The following is a 20,321-nucleotide window of genomic DNA, read 5'->3' on the forward strand; positions in this document are numbered from 1 at the left end:
GACGGCTCAGTCGGGCAGCCCGTCGAGCACGGCGGGGGTTCCCGACAGGCCGAGTCGCGTCGCTCCGGCGTCGATCATGTCGATCGCTGCCTGGGCTGTGCGGATGCCCCCGCTCGCCTTCACGCCGATCCGTCCCCCGACGGTCTGGGCCATCAGCCGTACGGCAGCGACCGACGCTCCGCCTGCAGGATGAAATCCGGTGGAGGTCTTGACGAAGTTGGCACCTGCGCGTTCGGCGGCGCGGCACGACTCCACGATGGCATGGTCGGTGAGGGCCGCTGTTTCGAGGATCACCTTCAGCACCGGGCCGTCGCCGATAGCCTCGCGCACGGTGAGCACGTCGGCGAGGACGGCGTTGAAGTCACCCGCCACCGCGGCGCCGATGTCGATCACCATGTCGATTTCCTGCGCCCCCTGATCGACCGCGAGCCGGGCTTCGGCACCCTTGACGAGTGAGTGGTGTTTTCCCGACGGGAACCCGACCACTGCCGCCGTGACCAGACCCGCGGCCCGGACGGGCAGCATCGACGGTGACACGCAGATCGCGAGAACGCCGAGCGAGTGAGCCTCGGTGATGAGCGCGTCGACGTCGGCGGTGGTCGCTTCGGGTTTGAGGAGTGTGTGGTCGACGAGGGCGGCCACCTGGGAACGGGTCAGTGCAACGTCCGGCATGCTCCGAGCTTCGCACAACGCCGCCGGCGACCCGCGTCCACGGCCTAGCATCGCGGTATGACCAATCCCGGAGCGATCTTCGACGAGGCCCGCCAGGAGTTCGATCGACTCACCACGGCAGTGTGGTCCCCGGCCGGGCAGTCCCTCGTCTTCCAGCTCGGACTGCACCCCGGCGATGCCGTACTCGACGTGTGTTGTGGTGCAGGAGCTTCGGCCATCCCCGCCGCTACCGCCGTAGGGCCCACCGGGCTGGTCCATGCCGTCGACCTCGCCGACGAACTGCTCGAACAGGGCCGGGTGAAAAGCGCGGAACGCGGCTTGAAGAACATCGAGTTCGTGTGTGCGGACGCCACCACCTGGGAGCCGCCGAGCACGGTGCCTTCGGCCGGTTACGACGCGCTCGCATGCTCGTACGGCGTCTTCTTCCTGCCACACATGGATGCGGCGTTCACCCGGCTCGCCGGTTTGGTCAGACCCGGTGGGAAGGTGGGGATCACCGTGTGGCGACGCGGAGCGCTGCGCGAATTCGCCGACGCGTTCCTGGCCGCAGTCGCCCGGCAGCAGGAACCCGCACCGGAGCAGAGCGCATCTCGGTTCGACGTTCTCGATCGCATCGACACCCCGGACGGTCTCCATCAGTGGCTGGCCGACCTCGGTGCGGAGTCCACGGAGGTCCGTGAGTTGTCCAATCTGATACCCGCGACACCGGAGTTCGCCTGGGATCTCGTGCTGGGTGGGGCACTGCGCGGAGCCCTCTCGCCCTTCGACGACAACACCGTCGAAGTGATTCGCCGGGACTTCCTGCAGCTCCTCACCGAGCGGGCGATCCATGACGTCGACGCCGGAACTCTGGTGGGTACCGCAGTCGTGACCGACCGGCGGGCCACCTGAAAGACTGTTGCCCATGAGCACTGCTTCTTCCGACGATCACCGGTACGTTCTGTCCCTCGGCTGCCCCGACCGCACCGGCATCGTCGCCAGGATCTCGACGTTTCTCGCCGAGGTGGGCGGGTGGATCGTGGAGGCCGCGTACCACGCCGACGCCGACACCGGCTGGTTCTTCACCCGGCAGGCCGTGCGGGCGTCGTCGGTGAACATGTCGATCGACGAGCTGCGCGAACAATTCGCTGCCGTCGCGGCCGAGCTGGGCCCGGACACGGAATGGACGGTGTCCGACACGGGTGAACGCAAACGTGTGGTGCTGCTCGTGAGCAAGGAAGCACACTGCCTGCACGACCTGTTGGGTCGGGCGGCGGGCGGGGAGCTGCCGGCAGACATTTGCGCGGTGATCGGCAACCACCGCAACCTCGAGAGCGTCACCCGACGCCACGGCATCGACTTCCACCATGTGCCCTTTCCCAAGGATCCGGCCCAACGTGGTCCGGCCTTCGAACAGGTCCGGGAACTCGTCGACGCGCACGATCCGCACGCTGTGGTCCTCGCCCGGTTCATGCAGGTGCTGCCCTCGGAACTGTGCGAGCACTGGGCGGGACGCGCCGTCAACATCCACCACAGCTTCTTGCCCTCGTTCGTCGGCGCCCGCCCGTATCACCAGGCCTTCGCACGAGGAGTGAAACTGATCGGCGCCACCTGCCACTACGTGACGGCAGAGCTGGACGCAGGCCCCATCATCGAACAGGACGTGATTCGCGTCGATCACGCCGACGAGGTCGCGGACATGGTGCGGCAGGGCCGCGACATCGAGAAGCTCGTGCTGTCCCGCGGCCTGCGCTGGCACCTCGAGGACCGCGTCCTCGTGCACGGCCGGAAGACCGTGATCTTCAGCTGACTACCCGCTGCGTGCGGTTACAGGTTGCGCAGCCGGACGATCTCCTTGTCGAACTCGTCGATGTTCTCGACGGAACTCATGTGCCCGACACCGGGGAGCACGATGAGCCGGTCGAGATGTCCCGCTTCGTCCAGCACGCGAGCGAGCTTGCGCGCGTGGACCGGTGGTGTGAGCCGGTCCATGGACCCGACGAGCACGGTGGTCGGCACGGTGAGGTGGTCGAGAGCTTCGTGGATGTCGAGCCCGCTCAGCGCGGCACCCCAGCCCCCGCGGATGCGGGGCTTGCACTCGCGCACGATGTTCTCGCAGAAGCTGACCTCGGCGGGGCTGGCGTTCGGCGACATCGACACGTACTGGATCGCTCGGGTCATCACCGGTGAAGACACCAGCGGCATCGGTGCGCTCAGCACCGCACGGCCGACCGGGACCGGCACTCGCGGGAAGCGATTCGGGAGGGGAATCACGGTGGTCTCGGCGATGAGCCGGTCGCAGGCGGTGCTGGCGAGCAGGACCGCGGACGCATACTTCTGTACCTCGTCGGGATGACGGCCGGCCCAGGCCATGATGCTCATGCCGCCCATGCTGTGGCCGACCAGGACGGCCTTCTTGTCCTCGCGGACAGTCGCCCTCAGCACCTCCGACAGGTCGTCGGCGAGGACGTCGGGGCCGAGAGCGAGGGAGCCGACGGTGCTCCGACCGTGCCCACGCTGGTCGTAGGTGATCACGCGGTATTCGCCTGAGAGGGCGTTCACCTGCGGGTACCAGTACTCGGTCGAGCAGGTCCAGCCGTGGCTGAACACGATGGGGTCGCCGTCCACCGGACCATAGGCGCGCACATACAGGGTGGCGCCGTCGTCGGTGACGATCTCGCTGACGTCGGGTCGCAGGCTCGGGGTACGCAGCAGTTCGTTCGGTGCGACCTCGGTCGTCAGCGTCAAACCGCGAGTGGAACGCTTGTGCCGAATCGCCGCTGCTGCGACGAAGGCAGCGCCCACTCCGGCGACGCCGGCGAGTGCCCGTAGGGCGGTGGTGCGCGAACTGCTCGTCATTCTTACCCCTGTCATCTGGGTGACACCGCCGTGCGGCGACGTCCGTGAGTTGTCAACTTGCGCGGCCGTTGTCGGCCGTCCGCGCGGAACTCGGCGGATCTCCGAGTTGCTGTGCGGCTTTCTCGAGGGCGCGGGAAATCTGCTCTTCCATCGCCTGCGTGAAGAGTGTCTGGACGGCGTCGTGTGCGAGTGGCCGCATCTGCTCGACGAGCCGCACGATGTCCGAGATCTTCGCCTCGTCGAGCTCGAGTTGCTCGCCCTCGGGTGCGAGGTACCGGTCGGCGACGACCGCGACGAATCGAGCGGCGACGTCGGAAAGGTCTTTGCGCACGGCGGCGGTCTGTTCGAGCACGTCCTCGAGTGGGATACCCGCGTCGACGAGAACCTGGGCCGCCTCCACGAGTCGAGGATTGTTCACCGCGTAGTCGTCACCGGAGGGGACGAGCACGCCGAGCTCGGTTCCCCGCGCAATATTCTCGTCGGTGGTCTGCGCACCGAACATCCGCCGGAGTTCCGCCAGGGTGAGTCGCGCGGCGCGCTTGCGTTTCCTCCACCGGCTGCCGGGATCGTCGGTCTCGAGCACATCGGTGACGTGCAGTCCGTACTGGGCGGCCGTGAGCAGCTCGCTGATGGTGGCGAAGGTGTATCCGCGGTCGAGCATCCGGCCGATGAGGTGCAGCCGGGCCAGATGCGACTCGTTGTACCACCCGGTCCGCCCCTGTTTCCGCGGTGGCGGGAGAAGTCCGCGGTCCTGGTAGACGCGCACGTTGCGCACGCTCACCCGCGCCTCGCGTGCGAGGTCGTCGATCCGATATTCCTTCATCAGACGATGTGCGCCCGTTCGAGCAGAAGCCTCGACGGGCCACCGATGAGTCCCACCTCGTCGAGGAATTCGACGGTCTTGGCGCAGCCCTCGCGGATCTTGTCGTGATAGTGGCGATTCGCTTTGGCCGCCCTCTTCGCCGCGTCCACGTCGAGACCCGCCGCCGAGTAGACCTGCGGGTTCACCAGACTGGTGACGATGAAATAGGCGATGACGCCGAGCGCCAACCGCACCCGGGCCCTCGCGAACCAGGACGCCGATCGGATTCGCCGGATTGTTTCCTCGCGTGCGTACTTGATGTGCCGCGACTCCTCGAGGACGTGGATTTTGCTGACCGTGCGTGTCACCGGCTGAACTCGCTCGTCCCGCATGAAGTCGCGCTGCATCATGTCGAGGATCTCCTCGGCGAACAGCGTCCCGCCGTACGCCAGGGATCCGGTGGCGGTCGCCTTGAAGGCGCGAGCCGCCTGACGGATCCACCACTTGGGCCGGTACGACGGAATCCCGAAGCGCTGCGCCGACCTCGCGAACATCGTGGAGTGACGGCACTCGTCGCCAATCTCGGTGAGCGCGAACTGGACGTGCGGGGTGGCCGGGTCGTGGAAGTAGATGTCTCGGACGAGCATCTGCATGAGGATCAGCTCGAACCAGATTCCGGTACCGGCGATGCTCGCCGCCTCGTGCTTGGTGAGGGTGACGCGTTGTTCCTCCGTCATGGTGTCCCAGAGTTCAGTGCCATAGAGGCTGCACCACTCGGGTGTCATGCCGTACCGGTCCGCGGGAATCGGCGCATCCCAGTCGACCTCGATCAGCGGGTCGTAGGACTTGCGTGCCGCGGAGGCGAGTAGCCGCTCAGCCGTGTCCTGACGGTCACTGACGTGCATTCTCCGGGACGTCGCAGGGGCATCACGGAGGAAGTCCCGTGCACTCTCGACGGACATCACCACTCCTCGGTCGCCTTCTTCACCACAATAGCATTGTCACAATGCTCATTGTCATCGTCGGGGCGAGAATTGCCTGCGGAACGCATGATGTCGAAAATCCAGACCCGGCTCCGTCCCATCGTCGAATCGGCAAGACAGCCGATTCGGCGAGACAACACTGGAGGATGGATCCCATGGCACACGTACAACGTTTCGACCACGTCGGCATCACCGTCGCGGACCTCGACTCGGTCACGGCGTTCTTCGTCGGACTGGGTCTCGAGGTAGAGGGCACCGGATCCGTGGAGGGTGAGTTCGTGGAGACAGTCTGCGGCATCCCCGGCGCGCGCTGTGAGATTGCGATGCTGCGGCCGCCCGGCGACGGGTCCCGGCTGGAACTCGCGACCTTCGTCACGCCCGACCACGTGCCCGGATCGCCGAAGGCGATGGCCAACGAGCTCGGACTGCGCAACGTGTCCTTCGAGGTCGGCGACCTCCAGGCGGCTGTCGACGCGGTGGCTGCGGACGGGTACGGGCTCATCGGCGGCATCGGCGAGTACGAGAACAGCGTGCGGATGGCCTACGTGCGTGGGCCCGAAGGGATCATCGTGTCCCTGTTCGAGCAGCTCGGCTGACGCGCCAGGCTTGACGCATTTGCGACCGCCGGACACTAGTGTGCAGATATGGACGCGCTGGAGCCTGACAACGGCGCGGTCGCCTTACGCGGCATCGCCGCGTCTCTACTGGCGAATGTGTCCAGCCTGGCTGACGACATGCTGAAGTATTTGGTCGAGCGAATTCCGGAGGTCGGCGGGGATGACGAGCTTCGCGGCCTGACCCTGGGGTCGTGCTCGTCGAATCTCGAAGCGGCACTGTCGATGGTTCGTCACGGGATCGACGTAGCGGCTGCGGAGGCGCCGGTGACGGCGCTCGAACACGCGCGCGCAATGGCATCACGAGGGCACAGCGTCGATGTGATGCTGCGGTTCTATCGGTTGGGTCATGAGTACTTCACCGAGAAGCTTTCCGACTCACTCACCGACTGGATCGAGGACCCTGCGGTCGCGCTGAGGACGTTCATCGACCTGGAGCGCTTCGGATTTCGATACATCGACCGCATCTCCAGTCTGGTGGCTGCCGAGTACGTCGCCGAGCTCGACCGACGCCAGAACCAGGCACGAGCCGAACGCGCCGATGTCGTGCGGGCACTGCTCGCCGGAGAACGAGTCGACATCGCGCGCGCCGAACGTGTGCTCAGCCACCGGCTCACCGGCCGGCAGATCGGTTTCGTGTGCTGGGTCGACGAACGCGGTGTCGACCTCGAGGGATTCGCCAGGCGGGTCGGTAGGTTCCTCGGGGCAGGTCACTCACTCGTGGTGGCAGACGGCCCACTTGCGGTGTGGGGATGGGCATCGATCACGGAGGACGCGCGGACTTCACCCAGCGGCTTGGCGACAGTGCTTCCCGGCGGCGAACGCGAGAACGTTCACGTCGCGGTCGGCTCATCCCATCCGGGGGCAGCAGGCTTCCGGACCTCCCATCTCGAGGCTCTACGCACACGCCGAATCATCGAACTGTCCGGGCGTGCGGCGCCATCGATCACAGAGTTCAGCGATGTTGCCTTGGTAGACGCCATCTCGCGTGACCTGGATGCGGCGAGGGCCTTCGTTTCCGCTCAGCTCGGCGAGCTCGCACGGGACGACGCGAAAGAGCGCGGCGAGCGCGCCGCGCTCCTGGCTGTTCTCGACGCGCAAGGGAGCCTGGCGACCGCCGCGAGCACGTTGGGAATCCATCGGAACACGGTCCTGCAGAGGATGCGTCGTGCCGAGGAGCGCAGAGGCAGGCCCGCAACGAGCAACCTCGCCGAACTGCACGCAGCGCTGATCGTCTGCAATGTGCTGGGGGCCGCGGTGTTGCCCGAACCGAAGCCTCACTGACCGGAGCCCGAGCGCACCGGATGTGCTGACAGCACACCGGGAAGGGCTGGGATGGCCTTGTCGACCGACACCGCCCGTATATAGGTTGTGAGCAATCTCATCCCGAAGCGCGCAGAGGAGTCCGATGTCGACCACGACTCGACACCCCCAACCCCCGGCAGCGGCCTCGCAGCACGCCCTGCCCGATCCCGGCGAGCAGGTTCCCACACTGTCCTGGCCGATCGTCGGCATCGGCATCTTCGCGCTCGCACTCTTCGGCGCATCGACCTGGGCTGCCCTCACCGACACGCTGCCTGCGATCGCTACCATCGCCGCGAGCTCGACAGCAATTTTCGTCCTGTTCACCGTGCTGCACGACGCCTCGCACTACTCGATCAGCTCACATCGCTGGGTCAACGTCGCCTTCGGTCGGGTGGCCATGTTCTTCGTCTCGCCGCTGATCTCCTTCCGATCTTTCGCGTTCATCCATATCGAGCACCACCGCAACACCAACGACGGTGAGTCCGATCCCGATCACTTCGTCAGCGCCTCACCCTGGTGGCAGCTGCCCCTCCGCTTCCCGGCAATGGACCTGCCCTACATCAGTTTCCTGGTGCGCAACCTGCGTCGCCGCCCACGTGCCGAAATTGCCGAGACGGCGGCCCTGATGACCCTGTCGGTGACGGTCATCGCCTCGGCCGCCTTCGCCGGACATCTGTGGACGCTCGCGCTGATCTACCTGATTCCCGAACGGGTCGCGATGTTCGTCCTCGCCTGGTGGTTCGACTGGCTACCCCACCACGACCTGAAAGACACCCAACGCGAGAACCGCTACCGCGCGACCCGTAACCGCGTCGGCTCGGAATGGATCCTCACTCCCCTGCTCTTGTCGCAGAACTATCACCTGGTTCACCACCTACACCCCTCCATCCCCTTCTACCGCTACGTCGCGGCCTGGCGACGCAACGAGGCCGCCTACCTCGAGCGCGACCCGGAAATCAGCACCGTCTTCGGGCAACACCTCGACGCCACCCAGTACCAGGAGTGGAAACGCCTCAACGGCACCCTCGCCGCCCTGCTCCCGGTCCGTATGCCGCGTTCCTCCGCGGCACGCCCCACCAGCACCTACCCGATCCCGGTCAGTAGCGTCGACCCCCTCACTCCCGACAGCGTCAAAGTCACCTTCGACGTTCCCGATCACCTCAGCGACCAGTTCGCCTTCCAGGCCGGCCAACACCTGACCGTGCACCACCGCATCGGCGGACAGCAGGTACGACGCAACTACTCGATCTGCACCTGCGCCACCTCGGGAGAACTGGCGATCGGCATCCGCCACATCCCCGGCGGGACGTTCTCGAGCTTCGCGGTCGACACCCTGCGAGCCGGCGACGTCCTGGAACTGATGACCCCCACGGGCAGCTTCGGCGCACCCCTCGATCCACTCGCCCGGCACCACCATGTCGCGGTAGCCGCCGGCAGCGGCATCACCCCCATCCTGTCGATTCTGCGCACCACCATGGAGATCGAGACCGAGAGCCGCTTCACCCTCTTCTACGGCAACCGCACCGCAGAGTCGACCATGTTCGCCGCCGAACTCGACGAACTCGAATCCCGGTACGCAGACCGGCTACGCATCTTCCACATCCGCTCCGCCGAGGCACACCACCCCGCAGCCCTGCGCGGCCGTATCGACCTGGCGACAATTCAACGCCTGATCGCCACCGACCTCACCACGATCGACCGGTGGTACCTGTGCGGCCCGAGCGAACTCACCACCACAATCCGCGATGACCTCGCAACCGAAAAAGTGCCGACCGACCGGATACACCTCGAACTGTTCCGCGGCACGAACCGACCCACACACCTCGACAACTTTCCCGCCTCCGAAGTGACCATCACCCTCTCCGGCGCACAGCACACCGTGGAACTCGCCCCCGGTGAGACCGTCCTCGAATCCGCGCTGAAAAACAACATCGGCGCCCCCTACGCCTGCCTCGGCGGCGCATGCGGCACCTGCAAAGCCCGAGTCACCACAGGAAAAGTATCAATGGAACAAAACTTCGCACTTCAGAAGAACGAAACCGAGGCCGGCTTCATCCTCACCTGCCAATCCCACCCCACCACCCCAGCTGTCGCAGTCGACTACGACAGCTGAGCCAACACAGATTCGAGGGTGGAACGATGAGTAACGCATTACGTCGGAACAGGACCGAAGAGGACTTCGCTGGGCCGTTCGTGACGGGTGAGCATTTCCGACACGGTCTGCCGATGCGTCGACAGGCACAACAGGCTTTGGCCGACTTGGAACCGGCACAGATGCCGCTGCTGCTGGACGCTCTCGACGACGCTGCCACACCTGTCGTCGAACACCTCGAGCCATTCGCCTGGGTAGTGCCTGAGTTCGAAGAGTTCCGCGCCACCCGAACGATCGGCACCACTCTTGCGTGGTGGTGCAAATTTCACGGTCAATCAGCTGAATCACTGCTGGTCAATACCGAGCGCTACTTCTGCTTCGGACCTGAAGGGTCCGCCATCGGCGCCATGGAAGAGCACACGATGCTGGGAATGTACGACGCATATCGGTGCACCAGCGCAGCTACCGCCGACCGGCACGCGTACTACGCCTCCGAGGAAATGACAGCCCACATCCTCGCGGGCAGGGAGACTTCTGCCGAAGTGAGCGTCACGCCCGAGAACCTGCCCTCACCTTCCGGAGTGGCGTACCTCGCCCGACCCGAAGGCGGGCTCGTCCTCCTGTGGAAAATCGAGCACGACACCCTTCTCTCCGTCCAACTCGTATCGGCATCCGAACTTGCAGAATTCCTCGGCAACGACGGTGAGCCACGTCCAGGTGGGGCATACCGATACCTCAACCACGTCTACCTGCCGCTCCCCACCGCGGAAGCTGAACTCAGCCCACCCGGAAGCGACACTCCACCGAACCTGCACAACATCGACGGCCTCACCCCCGCCGGCATGGATACCGATGTCCCGCATGTCCCGCACGAAGCCCTCACGAACAACCGCGGATGGACATCCGCCGAGATACTCGAGGTTTTCGTCGCCTTCACTCACATGTGCCGGCAGAAGACCACCCAGACCGAATCCACCACTGTGTCCGCCGCGAACTCGGCGACCATCCCGCGACGCAAAAAGCCAACAGAGATCACGAACTTGGGTTCACCTTCGAGGAGGTGAACGACCCAGCGGAGCAATTCTCGGAACCGCCCGGGGTCGCTAGCATTGAAGAGTCCCCAGGAGGTTGCGGTGACATACAGTGCTGCGTCGGCTGAGACGTCCGTGCGGGTAGAGCGCTGCGACGTCTGCATCGTCGGTGCCGGCATCGCCGGAGTCAATGCCCTGTTCGTCGCCAGTCGATACTTGTCTCCCTCGCAGAAGATCGTCCTGGTCGACCGCCGCGATCGCCCCGGCGGCATGTGGGTCGACACCTATGCATATGTGCGACTGCACCAACCGCATGGCCTGTTCACCGCCGGCAACATCAAGTGGACGCTCGGCCAGGATCGCTCCTATCTGGCAACAAAGGAGGAGGTGCTTACCCACTTCGAACACTGCCTCGACGTTGTCAAGCAACGAGTGCACGTGGACGAGTACTTCGGCTGGACGCTCGAGTCGCATGACGAGTCAGGTGGGATCGTGCGCGTCATCTGCACATCGTCGGACGGCCAGGTCATGGTCGTCGAGGCGAAGCGCCTGATCAAAGCCGGCGGTTTTGGAGTCGTGCCCAACGACCCGCTCGAGATCTCCAGCGCGCGCGTCCTGTCGGTATCACCCGATTTCTGCGACATGCGAGGGGACGACATGCGGGCGAGCAACGCCCCCGTGTGGGTCGTGGGCGGCGGAAAAACCGCGATGGACACCGCTCACACGCTGGTCACGGAATACCCCGGTCGGGAAGTGAACCTAGTGGCAGGTTCGGGCACCTTCTTTTCGAACCGCGACCGGTTGTTCCCTACCGGCGGCCGACGATGGTGGGGCGGCACGCCCGTGACCCGCATCTTCACGGAACTGGGTCGGCGCTTCGACGGGACCAACGAGACCGATGTCGCGACCTGGTTCCGCACTACCTACGGCACCTGGTTGACCCCCACCGCAGGCAACTACCTGCTGGGCTTGCTGTCCGAATCGGAGAACAGGACGATTGCCGCCGGGCTGAACGAGGTGATCATGGATCACGTCGTGGATGCCGTCGACCGCAACGGCGACACCGACTTAATATTCCGCAGCGGCTCAGCGAAGACAATTCAACCGGGCAGCTGGATAGTGAACTGCACCGGATACCTGCTGCGCAACGAGAACCCCTACGAGCCATACGTTTCCGACAGCGGTGCGGTCCTGTCGATTCAACCGCGTTCTGCCACATTACATCTGACGTCGTACGTGGGATACTTCCTGACCCACCTACTGTTCTTGGACAAGATCCAGGACCTCCCGCTGTATGAACTCGACGCGCCGGATCTACGGAAGAAGTCGAAGGCGGCATTTCCCTATACGCTCGGATCGCTCACCATGCACAACCTCAGTCTCATCGTCGACAGTGTGCCCAACAAGGTATTCCTCGATTGCGGACTCGATCTCGATCGCTGGTACCCGCGGCCACGCCGCATGATCGGAACAACGCGGTTCCTGCTCACCCACCGCCGCGGACGCGATCACCTCCGCCACACCCTGGACACTGTGCGTGAGCGATTCGATGTTCGCTGCGGCCCACTGAGGTAGTCGTAACCATCAGTTCCACATGCGAATTCACCGATCGAACCTCTGCAACCGACGTTGTGTCCGGCCGGGGCCGGCTGAAGTTCAGGCGCACACTGCCCGCCAGTGATGACGGAACGAAGCGTCAGTCCGGCGTGCGCTCGGTGGACTCCGGCATGAGCAGTTGCTCGGACAGCACCTCCAGTGCCTGTCGTGCGTAGCCACGCCACATCGAGGCGATCAGCGGCATGACGAGTGTCCCAGGGCCCCTCGGGTGCAGGACCCATCGCCAGGTGATTCTGGTCCCGGTCCCGCATGGGACGAACTCCCAGGTTCCGTCGATGCTGTCAACCAGCGGCCGCAGTGGGCCGGTGATGTCGCTGAGCAGGTAACTGAACGAGTGTGGGGCATCGACATTTGTCAGCACCTCGCGCATCGTTCCGCCGTCCGTGGTGACCACTGTGCGCGACTGTCCGACCCGGCCCCAGATTCCGTCCTGTCCGCGAACCTGCTTGATGGGCGGCAGAAGGGCGTAGCGGCGGGAGAAGATCGCATCCAGTGGGATCGACAGGGTCCCGTCGAATGCTTGCGCGCATGTGATCGGGATAGCCCGCGTCTGCTCGACCGTGGTGGGCGTGGCCATCACGCGAGCCTAACGCACGCGAGCAGTTTGCCAAACTACCAGCGGGGTCCGCGTTGGACGTCGTCCACCCGCGGCCGGACATCCACGAGATAGACGCAGACTGCCACCACCGCGACGATGCCGAACAGCTGCACCGCGGGGAACAGCAGCAGCACGAGGAATGCCACGGCGAGAATGCTCAGCCAGATGGGTTTGCTCAGCTTGTCGACGGCCGTGAAGGCGTCTTTGCGCTGGCGAGCAGCGTGAAACAGGGCGAACGCCGCGCCGCCGAGGGCGACGATGCGAATCACCAACAAGATCACCGAGACGATGCCGTCAACTTGAATCACACGCTCATACTACGAGCTGAAGACGCAAAGGGCCCCCGCACCGTAAAGTGCGGGGGCCGAGAGCGCGAAAAGGTCAGACCTTCTTGGCCGGAGCCGTCTTCTTGGCCGGAGCCGTCTTCTTGGCGGGCGCGGGCGGAGTTGCAGCAGCCTTGGCCGGAGCAGCCTTGGCCGGGGCCGGGGCTGGGGTCGCCTTCTTCGCCGGGGCAGCGTGCTTGGCCGGCGCTGCCTTGTCGGCGCGGGCCTGGACGTCGGCAGCCGTAGCGTTCACACGATCGGCAGCCTCCTTCGAGACCTCTTCGGCCTGGTCGCCCAGGTCGAGAACGCGAATCGCGGCCTCGTCGCCGGCGTCGGCAATCGCTTCGCCGACGCCCTCGGCGGTGTCGGAGATCCGGACGGACGCGCGGCCGGCGAGCTTCGCGGCCTGCTCGCCCACAGCGCGGGTCTGGCGTGCCACGGTGCCGAGAGCTTCCTCGGTCAGCTCGACGGCGTCACCGAAGGCCGATTCGGCGCGACCGAGACCCTCCTCGACGACCGGCTGCTTGCGGATGCGCTCGACTGCATCCTCGCCGCGCTCCGCGAGGGAGGTGTAGAGGTCGGACGCAACCTTCAGGTAAGCCTCGGCGACCTTGCGCAGTTCGTCGGCGGTGAACTTCTCGCGGAGCTCGGCGAGCTCCTCGGGCAGCTCGGACGGCAGGCCCGCGAGGCGCTCGCGGAGGTGCTCGACACCCTCGGTGACCTCTTCCTGCAGACCGGCGATGCGTTCGCGGGCGCCACCGACGCGCTCCTCGACATCATCCTGGGTGGTCTCGGCGCGCGACCGGACCTGGGCGACGACGTCGGCCACGGCCTGCACCACGACGTCACCGGCACCTACGGCTGCGTACAGCGAGGTCTTGACGCTGTCGATGGTTTTCTGGTCAGTCATCGGCTATCTCCTGTTCAACGTTGGGGGGGTCGGGTTCCGGCGTCTCGGGTCCGGACCGATGTGGTTCGTGGGTCCGAACCTCGGACATCCTGGATTCGGCGGATTCTGCCGAGTCGTTCTCACGACAGAAGGACTCGTAGATCTCGAGCAGCACTTGCTTCTGCCGCTCGGTGATGGCCGTATCCGCAAGCAGGGCGTCGCGAACAGGACCGTGGGGTCGTTGCTCGAGGTACCCCGCCTGGACGTACAGGACCTCCGAGGACACCCGGAGACCCTTCGCTATCTGCGCCAGCACTTCGGCCGAAGGCTTGCGCAACCCGCGCTCGATCTGACTCAGGTACGGATTACTGACGCCTGCGAGTTGCGCCAGTTGTCGCATCGAGACCTGCGCGGCTTCACGTTGTGCGCGAATGAAGCCACCGATGTCGTGTGCGGCGTTACTGACTACGCGAGCGGCCACATCTCCTGCACCGGCTGCCTCGCGGTCATCGCTGGCCATCAGTCCTCCCGAATTGCTGGGCAATTTCGAGTGTAAGAGACGGTGCTAGCAATTGCAAGCGCTCTGCTAGCAGCGAGCACGTAGCCCTCGCCACAGGGTGCCGGGCGGTCAGCGGAACATCAACCGGCGGTCAGCCGAACATCAATGAGGAGACCGTGTAGATCAGTAACCCGGCGATCGAACCGACCACCGTGCCGTTGATCCTGATGAACTGGAGGTCCCGTCCCACCTGCAGTTCGATCTTCTTGCTCGCTTCCTCGGCATCCCAGCGTTCGACGGTGTCGGAGATGATCCCGGTGATCTCGCCGGTGTAGTTGTCGACGACGTATCGCGTGCCCGCCATGACCCACCCGTCGACCTTGAGTCTCAGCTCGTCGTCGTCGCGCAGTCGTTCGCCGATCTGGACGACGTTCTCGGCGACCTTGGTCCGCAGCGTGCTGCCCGGATCGTCGACGGACTCCATGATGAGGCGCTTGGCGACCTTCCAGGTGGCGGCGGCGAGCCCGGTCACCTCCTCGCGACCCATGATTTCGGCCTTGATTTTTTCGGCCTTCTCCATCGTGACGGGGTCGTTCTGCAGGTCGTCGGCGAAGTCGACGAGGAAGCGGTTGGCCGCCTGACGGACCTCGTGCTCGGGGTTCGAGCGCACCTTCCACGTGAATTCGACCAGCTCACGGTGGATCTTCTCGCCGAGCATCAGGTCGACGAACTTGGGCGACCAGGACGGCGAGTCGCGGGTGACGATGCGGTCGATCGTTTCCTGGCTTCCCAGGGCCCACTGGTGGGCGCGCTCGGCAAGCAGGTCCAGGATCGGCAGCTGACGGTTTTCGCGGATTAGTTCACCGAGTACCCGTCCGATCGGCGGCCCCCATTCCGGCTCGGCCAGCCTGCGCACGATGGTGCTGTCGATGATCTGCTGCACGTCCTCGTCGCGCAGCACCTCGACGAGTCCGCGCAGGACGGTCGCTGTCTCGGCGGCGACTCGCGCGGCATGTTTCGGCTGCGCCATCCAGGTGCCGAGCCGTAGCGGGATCTGGGCGGCCTGGACCTTGGCCGCCACCACTTCGGGAGCCAGGAAGTTCTGCCCCACGAAACTGCTCAGGCTGGCACCGAGCTGATCCTTCTTCCGTTTGATGATCGCCGTGTGCGGAATGGGCAGGCCGAGGGGATGGCGGAACAGTGCCGTGACGGCGAACCAGTCGGCGAGCGCGCCCACCATTCCGGCCTCCGACGCGGCTCGCACGTAGCCGACCCACTCCCCCGCACCGCGCGATTCCTGCCACCGGCACACGAGGTAGACCACGGTGGCGAACACGAGGAAACCCGTCGCCACGGTCTTCATCTTGCGGAGATCGCGCCGCTTCTCCCCGTCGTCGAAAGCAGAAAGACTCAATTGGTGCACAGTTGCCATTGTGCCGAAGGTCGATGACGCGGCGCTTCGCAAAGGAGTGACGAGCGAGCTGCACAGACAGCATTGTGCGAGCCGACAACACACGAGCACTAAGCTGGGAGAAGAATTGCGACACGAAACGGATGTGAACAAGCTCAGTGGCGAATGACGACCTGAAGGATGCCGAGCAGGTGACGGAGTCGATGACGAAGCTGGAAAAGGCGACCAAGCCTGACGGCCGCAAGCGCCGCTGGCGTGAGCACAAGATCGCGCGCCGGGAGGAGCTCGTCGACGGAACGATCGCCGCCATCCGCCTGCGTGGACGCGACATCGGCATGGATGAGATCGCCTCGGAAATCGGCGTCTCCAAGACCGTGCTGTACCGGTACTTCGCCGACAAGAGCGATCTCACCAATGCCACCATGGCCCGCTACGTGGAAACCACGCTGGCACCCCGGATCTACGAGGCCATCGGCGAAGATCTCGACGACTTCGAACTCACCCGCGCCACGATCACCGCCTACGTGGAGACGGTCGCATCCGATCCCGAAGTGTATCTGTACATCATGTCGAACGGTTCGGGGCCGGGCCGGGACACGGTGGCCGATTCCGAACGGATGATCGCGGAGGTCCTCTCGACGGTGCTCGGCGAGCGACTGCGTCAGATGGAGATGGATTCCGGAGGCTCGGTGCCGTGGGCGTACGGCATCGTCGGCGGTGTCCAGTTGGCTACCCACTGGTGGATCTCGAACCGATCGATGTCAGTGGAGGATCTGATCAACTACCTGACGATGATGACCTGGGGAGGCATCGCCGGCATCGCTGCCTTCAACGGTTCCCCTGCGCGATTCAACGCGGCACCGCACCCGCTGCTTCCCACGGCCGACGAGTAGACACCCACTCAATATTGTGTAACCAGAAGTAACAGGTAAACTCGGGGTCATGAACGACTCCGAGGAAGAAGAGGGTTACCGCGGGCCGGCCGAGGTCGTGGTGGGTGCACTACCCGCCGTGACGGTCCAGGTCCAGCTCGCAGGGAACTTCGAACCCATCAGCGGTCGCTACGTCTGGCACGGGCGGGTACGCACGCTGACGGACGCCCTGGGCGAGGACGCCGACCTCTCCCCCGGCACGGAGTTACGGATCACGGGACCGCAAGGTACCGCCACCGCCAGGATCACGGGTGTGGACCTGTGGGGTAGCCACCTCATCGACGGGGTCACCCCGCCACCCTTCAGCCGAGTGTGAAGCCGAGTTCGCCTGTCCGAAGCCCCCGACTGTGGCACTGTTCGTAGATGGCAGACAACGCAGCAGGGTTGTGGGAGACACCGGCCGCCGAAGCGCTGCGCTTCCGTCCCGGCATGCAGATCGCTGATCTCGACAGTCGGAGCACACCAGGATTCGTCAGCAGCAAGATCGACGGGAAGCGCGCCCTCCACGAACGGGGAACGGTCCTCTCCTCGTTGCAAGAGAAGCTCTACGCCAACGGCCGATCCGGCGACAACCGCTCGGTGCTGCTCGTCCTTCAGGGCATGGACACCGCGGGCAAGGGCGGAATGGTTCGTCACGTCATCGGGCACGTCGATCCGCAGGGTGTCGATCACGTGGCATTCGGGGTGCCCACCGACGAGGAGAAGCGGCACCACTACCTGTGGCGGGTCACGAAGGCGCTGCCCCGGGGTGGGCAACTGGGCGTCTTCGACCGCTCCCATTACGAGGACGTCCTGGTGGTGCGCGTACACGGCTTCGTTCCCGAGACCGTGTGGCGCGGCCGCTACGACGAGATCAATCAGTTCGAGAAGGAACTCCTCGGCACCGGCACCACCCTGGTGAAGGTGGCCATGTTCGTCTCCCTCGACGAACAGAAGTCGCGGCTGCAGAAGAGACTGGAGCGCCCGGACAAGTACTGGAAGTACAACCCGGGCGATGTGACCGAGCGCAAGTTGTGGCCGGCGTATCAAGACGCCTACCAGGCGATGCTCGACAAGACGTCCACCGAGGACGCGCCCTGGTATGTGGTTCCGTGTGACCGGAAGTGGTATAGCAGAATTGCGGTCACCGAGCTACTGATCGACGCGTTCGAACGCCTCCGCCTCGAATGGCCGGAACCTGATTTCGACGTCGACACGGAGAAGCGCCGACTCGCGGAGTCGTAGGCGAACGCGGTCGCTTCAGAAAAGGTGCGGCGTGTCGTGATGCACCCGGTGATCGTGGCGCACTGTGCCGCCGTACAGCGCCATTGCTGCTGCGAGGGCGACGACGCACAACGAACCGGCGATCACCGCCCAGCCGCCCTCACCGGATCCGGCAGCGACGAGGAACCCGGCGATGCAGACCACCGCGAACAGGACGAGCGCGAAGCTTGTCCACGCGGCAAAGAGATTGAGTTTCATCAGTACTCACCTCACCTGGTGGAATCTGTTCCCGACGCTACGCCGCACCGCAATCGGCGACAAGATGTCTCGGTGGCATCAACGGGGGTTTCGCGCCGTCCGGCCGGGGTAATCGAGCCGAATGAACGTACCCGGTCTGTTACGCAAGACGGAGTCCGCCGACTTCCTCGACAACGTCAGCGCACTGCTGCAGCGCAGGATCGCCGGCACGCTCAGCGGCACCGGAGCCCGTGAAGTTCTGCGGGGTTCCTGGTTGGGCCACCCGCTGCATCCCGTGCTCGTCACCGTCCCGATCGGCGCCTGGTCCGGGTCCCTGGTCCTGGACACCGTGCTGCGCGACCACGTCGCCGCCAGACGGTTGATCGGATTCGGTCTCCTCTCGGCAGTACCCACCCTCACGACCGGCTGGGTGGATTGGGCCGAACGCGATGCGACGCAACGCCGCGTCGGCCTCATTCACGCGGGGGCGAATGCGCTGGGAATCGCCGCCTTCACCGCGTCGTTCCTGCGCCGCCGCCGCGGTACCGACGCGCAAGCTGTCGCGCTGAGCGTCGCCGGGTTCCTCGCGGTCGGCGTCGGCGGAACGCTGGGCGGACATCTGACCTACGCAATGGGCGCAGGAGTCGGCGACGTGGAGCGCAGTCCATCAGCGGACACGCTTCCCGCGTCGAGAGGATGAGGAAGAAACGAGGAACGTCATGATCGTGCTCGGGTTGATCTTGCTCCTGATCGGATGGCTGGCCAATCTCAACTGGCTCTGGGTTCTCGGCATCATTCTCCTGGTGATCGGCGCGGTGCTGTGGATCCTCGGTTCCACCGGACGCGCTGTCGGCGGCAGGCGCCACTGGTACTAGATCGCGACACCGACCGGTCCCGTGAACCCTGTCTTGTGACAGAGTGCGAGCCGGTCGGTTTACAAACCCACAGTTCGGGAATCCCCTGGCATGACCGCCACTCATCGCCAGCCGAGACCCGACTCCTGCGTCGGTCAGCCGATCAGAACCGCGCCTCTCGTCACCGCCCGGCGGTTACGAATATCGATGGTCTCCGGCAACGCGGGTCCGCTGACCGATTCGGACGGCGACGGAGGCGGTCAAAGCATCCATCTGGCGGAATTGTCCGCTGCCCTCACCCGCGAGGGCCACGACGTCACCGTGTACACGCGGCGCGCCGACGAGACCCTCCCGGACCGCTTCACCATGCCGGGCGGATACACGGTCGTGCAGGTGCCCCTCGGCCCGCCCCGGCCGATGCCGGAAGCCGAAATACTGCCCCTGATGGGTGGTTTCGGCAATTTCCTGAAGAACGAATGGGAGGCCGAAAGGCCCGACATCGTTCACGCCCACTACTGGATGTCGGGTATTGCGACGCAGCTCGCGGCGCGCCTCCTCGGCATCCCCACTGTGCAGACCTTCCACGCCCTCGGCGTGGTCGAGGAGCGGTTCCAGCGTCCGATGACGAGCCAGTCCAACCGAGTTCACCTCGAGCAGTTGATCGCCCGCGGAGCCACCCGGGTGGTGGCAACGTGTACCGACGAGGTTTTCGAACTCGCCCACCTCGGTCTGCCGCGGTCCCGAACATCGGTGGTTCCTTCCGGTGTCGACGTCGCGGAATTCACTCCGGACGGTCGCGCCGACGACAAGGGGATGCGTCATCGCATCGTGATGGTCGGCAGGCTGGCGCCGAGCAAGGGCTACGACACCGCCATCGCCGCGCTCACCCATCTTCCCGATACCGAACTGGTCATTGCGGGCGGACCGGCCGCCGAGCGGGTCGCCGACGATCCGGAGGCGATGCGACTGCTGGCTCTCGCGCGTGAGAGCAAGGTGAGCAACAGGGTACGGATCGTCGGCCACGTTCGGCACGACGTCGTGCCCTCCCTGCTGCGCTCCGCGGACGCTGTGGTGTGTACCCCGTGGTACGAGCCATTCGGCATGGTCCCCCTGGAGGCGATGGCCTGCGGCACCCCGGTGGTGGCTTCCGCGGTCGGCGGCATGCGGGACACGGTGGTCGACGGAATCACCGGGCGGCTGATCTCACCCCGAAATCCGGTGCGACTGGCCGAGGCACTACGGCAAATCTTCGACGATGATGCGCTGCGTGCGGGTTTCGGCATGGCGGGCTGCGACCGTGCCCGCGCACGGTATTCCTGGGATCGAGTCGCCACCGACACACTTCGCGCGTACGGACGTTGCGTTTCCGCTCCCCCGCGCACGAGTCGAACCGGTGCGCACTGATCTCCGCACCGGTTCCG

The 20,321-nt window shown here is 65.2% G+C and carries 23 protein-coding genes; 13 read left to right on the top strand and 10 right to left on the bottom strand.

Features of this window, described 5'->3' with window-relative positions; genetic code table 11:
- Window positions 1-6 precede the first annotated feature (6 nt).
- Window positions 7-672 (bottom strand): deoxyribose-phosphate aldolase, encoded by a 666-nt coding sequence (gene deoC / locus HYG77_RS08200; protein ID WP_208962377.1) that lies wholly within the window; start codon window positions 670-672, stop codon window positions 7-9.
- A gap of 57 nt (window positions 673-729) precedes the next feature.
- Between deoC and HYG77_RS08205 the strand changes: the two genes are divergently transcribed.
- Together HYG77_RS08205 and purU are read left to right on the top strand one after the other, a co-directional pair.
- On the top strand, window positions 730-1,563 hold the full coding sequence (locus HYG77_RS08205; RefSeq protein ID WP_109327785.1) for a methyltransferase domain-containing protein: 834 nt from the start codon (window positions 730-732) through the stop codon (window positions 1,561-1,563).
- 13 nt (window positions 1,564-1,576) lie between these two features.
- Window positions 1,577-2,461, top strand: a complete 885-nt coding sequence (purU, locus tag HYG77_RS08210) for a formyltetrahydrofolate deformylase (protein WP_208962378.1) — start codon at window positions 1,577-1,579, stop codon at window positions 2,459-2,461.
- Between the two features lie 17 nt (window positions 2,462-2,478).
- On the opposite strand, the gene HYG77_RS08215 is transcribed toward purU, so the two are convergent.
- From HYG77_RS08215 to HYG77_RS08225, 3 genes are read right to left on the bottom strand one after another with little or no spacing between them, the layout of a single operon-like run.
- Entirely contained in the window at window positions 2,479-3,510 is a 1,032-nt protein-coding gene (locus HYG77_RS08215; RefSeq protein WP_208962379.1) for an alpha/beta hydrolase, read from the bottom strand.
- Between the two features lie 52 nt (window positions 3,511-3,562).
- Window positions 3,563-4,333 (bottom strand): MerR family transcriptional regulator, encoded by a 771-nt coding sequence (locus HYG77_RS08220; RefSeq protein WP_109327779.1) that lies wholly within the window; start codon window positions 4,331-4,333, stop codon window positions 3,563-3,565.
- A complete protein-coding gene (locus HYG77_RS08225; protein WP_208963320.1) occupies window positions 4,333-5,217 on the bottom strand; it encodes a diiron oxygenase in 885 nt (294 codons plus the stop codon). Before HYG77_RS08225 ends, HYG77_RS08220 begins: the two co-directional genes overlap by 1 nt.
- 233 nt (window positions 5,218-5,450) lie before the next feature.
- Here HYG77_RS08225 and HYG77_RS08230 point away from each other — a divergent pair, with 233 nt between their 5' ends.
- The 5 genes from HYG77_RS08230 to HYG77_RS08250 all read left to right on the top strand — a co-directional run bounded on the left by HYG77_RS08230 (window position 5,451) and on the right by HYG77_RS08250 (window position 11,912).
- Window positions 5,451-5,891 (top strand): VOC family protein, encoded by a 441-nt coding sequence (locus HYG77_RS08230; protein ID WP_109334928.1) that lies wholly within the window; start codon window positions 5,451-5,453, stop codon window positions 5,889-5,891.
- Between the two features lie 48 nt (window positions 5,892-5,939).
- Window positions 5,940-7,193 (top strand): helix-turn-helix domain-containing protein, encoded by a 1,254-nt coding sequence (locus HYG77_RS08235; protein WP_208962380.1) that lies wholly within the window; start codon window positions 5,940-5,942, stop codon window positions 7,191-7,193.
- A 124-nt stretch (window positions 7,194-7,317) separates the two neighbouring features.
- Window positions 7,318-9,327 carry a fatty acid desaturase gene (locus HYG77_RS08240; RefSeq protein WP_208962381.1) on the top strand — a complete coding sequence of 670 codons (2,010 nt, stop codon included), beginning with the start codon at window positions 7,318-7,320 and terminating at the stop codon, window positions 9,325-9,327.
- A gap of 26 nt (window positions 9,328-9,353) precedes the next feature.
- Entirely contained in the window at window positions 9,354-10,370 is a 1,017-nt protein-coding gene (locus HYG77_RS08245) for a hypothetical protein (RefSeq protein WP_208962382.1), read from the top strand.
- Between the two features lie 69 nt (window positions 10,371-10,439).
- The gene (locus HYG77_RS08250) at window positions 10,440-11,912 is read left to right on the top strand and encodes an FAD-dependent oxidoreductase (protein WP_208962383.1); all 1,473 of its coding nucleotides are present in this window, start codon (window positions 10,440-10,442) and stop codon (window positions 11,910-11,912) included.
- A gap of 121 nt (window positions 11,913-12,033) precedes the next feature.
- Here the strand turns inward: HYG77_RS08250 and HYG77_RS08255 are convergent, their stop codons facing one another.
- The 5 genes from HYG77_RS08255 to HYG77_RS08275 form a co-directional block, all read right to left on the bottom strand.
- Entirely contained in the window at window positions 12,034-12,531 is a 498-nt protein-coding gene (locus HYG77_RS08255) for an SRPBCC family protein (RefSeq protein WP_208962384.1), read from the bottom strand.
- A gap of 35 nt (window positions 12,532-12,566) precedes the next feature.
- On the bottom strand, window positions 12,567-12,860 hold the full coding sequence (locus tag HYG77_RS08260) for a DUF2516 family protein (protein WP_109327770.1): 294 nt from the start codon (window positions 12,858-12,860) through the stop codon (window positions 12,567-12,569).
- Between the two features lie 73 nt (window positions 12,861-12,933).
- The gene (gene tadA, locus HYG77_RS08265) at window positions 12,934-13,785 is read right to left on the bottom strand and encodes a major lipid droplet protein TadA (RefSeq protein WP_208962385.1); all 852 of its coding nucleotides are present in this window, start codon (window positions 13,783-13,785) and stop codon (window positions 12,934-12,936) included.
- Window positions 13,778-14,284, bottom strand: a complete 507-nt coding sequence (locus tag HYG77_RS08270; protein ID WP_109327766.1) for a helix-turn-helix transcriptional regulator — start codon at window positions 14,282-14,284, stop codon at window positions 13,778-13,780. Before HYG77_RS08270 ends, tadA begins: the two co-directional genes overlap by 8 nt.
- Before the next feature lie 130 nt (window positions 14,285-14,414).
- Window positions 14,415-15,686: a DUF445 domain-containing protein gene (locus tag HYG77_RS08275; protein WP_208963321.1), complete on the bottom strand. Its 1,272-nt coding sequence runs from the start codon at window positions 15,684-15,686 to the stop codon at window positions 14,415-14,417.
- A 191-nt stretch (window positions 15,687-15,877) separates the two neighbouring features.
- On the opposite strand from HYG77_RS08275, the gene HYG77_RS08280 reads away from it, so the two are divergent.
- Genes HYG77_RS08280 through HYG77_RS08290 form a run of 3 tightly spaced genes read left to right on the top strand, consistent with a single transcriptional unit; the run spans window position 15,878 to window position 17,830 of the window.
- Window positions 15,878-16,567 (top strand): TetR/AcrR family transcriptional regulator, encoded by a 690-nt coding sequence (locus HYG77_RS08280; protein WP_230990209.1) that lies wholly within the window; start codon window positions 15,878-15,880, stop codon window positions 16,565-16,567.
- Between the two features lie 49 nt (window positions 16,568-16,616).
- Complete coding sequence (locus HYG77_RS08285) at window positions 16,617-16,922, top strand: DUF4873 domain-containing protein (RefSeq protein ID WP_208962386.1); 306 nt, start codon at window positions 16,617-16,619, stop codon at window positions 16,920-16,922.
- Between the two features lie 47 nt (window positions 16,923-16,969).
- Entirely contained in the window at window positions 16,970-17,830 is an 861-nt protein-coding gene (locus HYG77_RS08290; protein ID WP_109327760.1) for a polyphosphate kinase 2 family protein, read from the top strand.
- Between the two features lie 15 nt (window positions 17,831-17,845).
- Here HYG77_RS08290 and HYG77_RS08295 read toward each other — a convergent pair whose 3' ends face one another.
- The gene (locus HYG77_RS08295) at window positions 17,846-18,067 is read right to left on the bottom strand and encodes a hypothetical protein (protein ID WP_109327758.1); all 222 of its coding nucleotides are present in this window, start codon (window positions 18,065-18,067) and stop codon (window positions 17,846-17,848) included.
- A gap of 121 nt (window positions 18,068-18,188) precedes the next feature.
- Between HYG77_RS08295 and HYG77_RS08300 the strand changes: the two genes are divergently transcribed.
- From HYG77_RS08300 to HYG77_RS08310, 3 genes are all read left to right on the top strand, one after another.
- Window positions 18,189-18,746: a DUF2231 domain-containing protein gene (locus HYG77_RS08300; RefSeq protein ID WP_109327756.1), complete on the top strand. Its 558-nt coding sequence runs from the start codon at window positions 18,189-18,191 to the stop codon at window positions 18,744-18,746.
- Between the two features lie 19 nt (window positions 18,747-18,765).
- Complete coding sequence (locus tag HYG77_RS08305; protein WP_201453523.1) at window positions 18,766-18,921, top strand: DUF6131 family protein; 156 nt, start codon at window positions 18,766-18,768, stop codon at window positions 18,919-18,921.
- A 186-nt stretch (window positions 18,922-19,107) separates the two neighbouring features.
- A complete protein-coding gene (locus HYG77_RS08310) occupies window positions 19,108-20,304 on the top strand; it encodes a glycosyltransferase (RefSeq protein WP_109327754.1) in 1,197 nt (398 codons plus the stop codon).
- The last annotated feature ends 17 nt before the right edge of the window (window positions 20,305-20,321 follow it).

Source organism: Rhodococcus sp. ZPP (assembly GCF_017656075.1).
Lineage (GTDB): Bacteria > Actinomycetota > Actinomycetes > Mycobacteriales > Mycobacteriaceae > Rhodococcus_F > Rhodococcus_F oxybenzonivorans.

Bases quoted from the DNA above. Each gene is read 5' to 3' on its own strand.
- HYG77_RS08305 (WP_201453523.1), top strand. From the start codon at position 18,766: ATGATCGTGCTCGGGTTGATCTTGCTCCTGATCGGATGGCTGGCCAAT.
- HYG77_RS08295 (WP_109327758.1), bottom strand. From the start codon at position 18,067: ATGAAACTCAATCTCTTTGCCGCGTGGACAAGCTTCGCGCTCGTCCTG.
- HYG77_RS08290 (WP_109327760.1), top strand. From the start codon at position 16,970: ATGGCAGACAACGCAGCAGGGTTGTGGGAGACACCGGCCGCCGAAGCG.
- HYG77_RS08280 (WP_230990209.1), top strand. From the start codon at position 15,878: ATGACGAAGCTGGAAAAGGCGACCAAGCCTGACGGCCGCAAGCGCCGC.
- HYG77_RS08225 (WP_208963320.1), bottom strand. From the start codon at position 5,217: ATGCACGTCAGTGACCGTCAGGACACGGCTGAGCGGCTACTCGCCTCC.
- HYG77_RS08235 (WP_208962380.1), top strand. From the start codon at position 5,940: ATGGACGCGCTGGAGCCTGACAACGGCGCGGTCGCCTTACGCGGCATC.
- deoC (WP_208962377.1), bottom strand. From the start codon at position 672: ATGCCGGACGTTGCACTGACCCGTTCCCAGGTGGCCGCCCTCGTCGAC.
- HYG77_RS08230 (WP_109334928.1), top strand. From the start codon at position 5,451: ATGGCACACGTACAACGTTTCGACCACGTCGGCATCACCGTCGCGGAC.
- HYG77_RS08215 (WP_208962379.1), bottom strand. From the start codon at position 3,510: ATGACGAGCAGTTCGCGCACCACCGCCCTACGGGCACTCGCCGGCGTC.
- HYG77_RS08285 (WP_208962386.1), top strand. From the start codon at position 16,617: ATGAACGACTCCGAGGAAGAAGAGGGTTACCGCGGGCCGGCCGAGGTC.
- HYG77_RS08300 (WP_109327756.1), top strand. From the start codon at position 18,189: ATGAACGTACCCGGTCTGTTACGCAAGACGGAGTCCGCCGACTTCCTC.
- tadA (WP_208962385.1), bottom strand. From the start codon at position 13,785: ATGACTGACCAGAAAACCATCGACAGCGTCAAGACCTCGCTGTACGCA.
- HYG77_RS08270 (WP_109327766.1), bottom strand. From the start codon at position 14,284: ATGGCCAGCGATGACCGCGAGGCAGCCGGTGCAGGAGATGTGGCCGCT.
- purU (WP_208962378.1), top strand. From the start codon at position 1,577: ATGAGCACTGCTTCTTCCGACGATCACCGGTACGTTCTGTCCCTCGGC.
- HYG77_RS08240 (WP_208962381.1), top strand. From the start codon at position 7,318: ATGTCGACCACGACTCGACACCCCCAACCCCCGGCAGCGGCCTCGCAG.
- HYG77_RS08205 (WP_109327785.1), top strand. From the start codon at position 730: ATGACCAATCCCGGAGCGATCTTCGACGAGGCCCGCCAGGAGTTCGAT.
- HYG77_RS08245 (WP_208962382.1), top strand. From the start codon at position 9,354: ATGAGTAACGCATTACGTCGGAACAGGACCGAAGAGGACTTCGCTGGG.
- HYG77_RS08310 (WP_109327754.1), top strand. From the start codon at position 19,108: ATGGTCTCCGGCAACGCGGGTCCGCTGACCGATTCGGACGGCGACGGA.
- HYG77_RS08255 (WP_208962384.1), bottom strand. From the start codon at position 12,531: ATGGCCACGCCCACCACGGTCGAGCAGACGCGGGCTATCCCGATCACA.
- HYG77_RS08220 (WP_109327779.1), bottom strand. From the start codon at position 4,333: ATGAAGGAATATCGGATCGACGACCTCGCACGCGAGGCGCGGGTGAGC.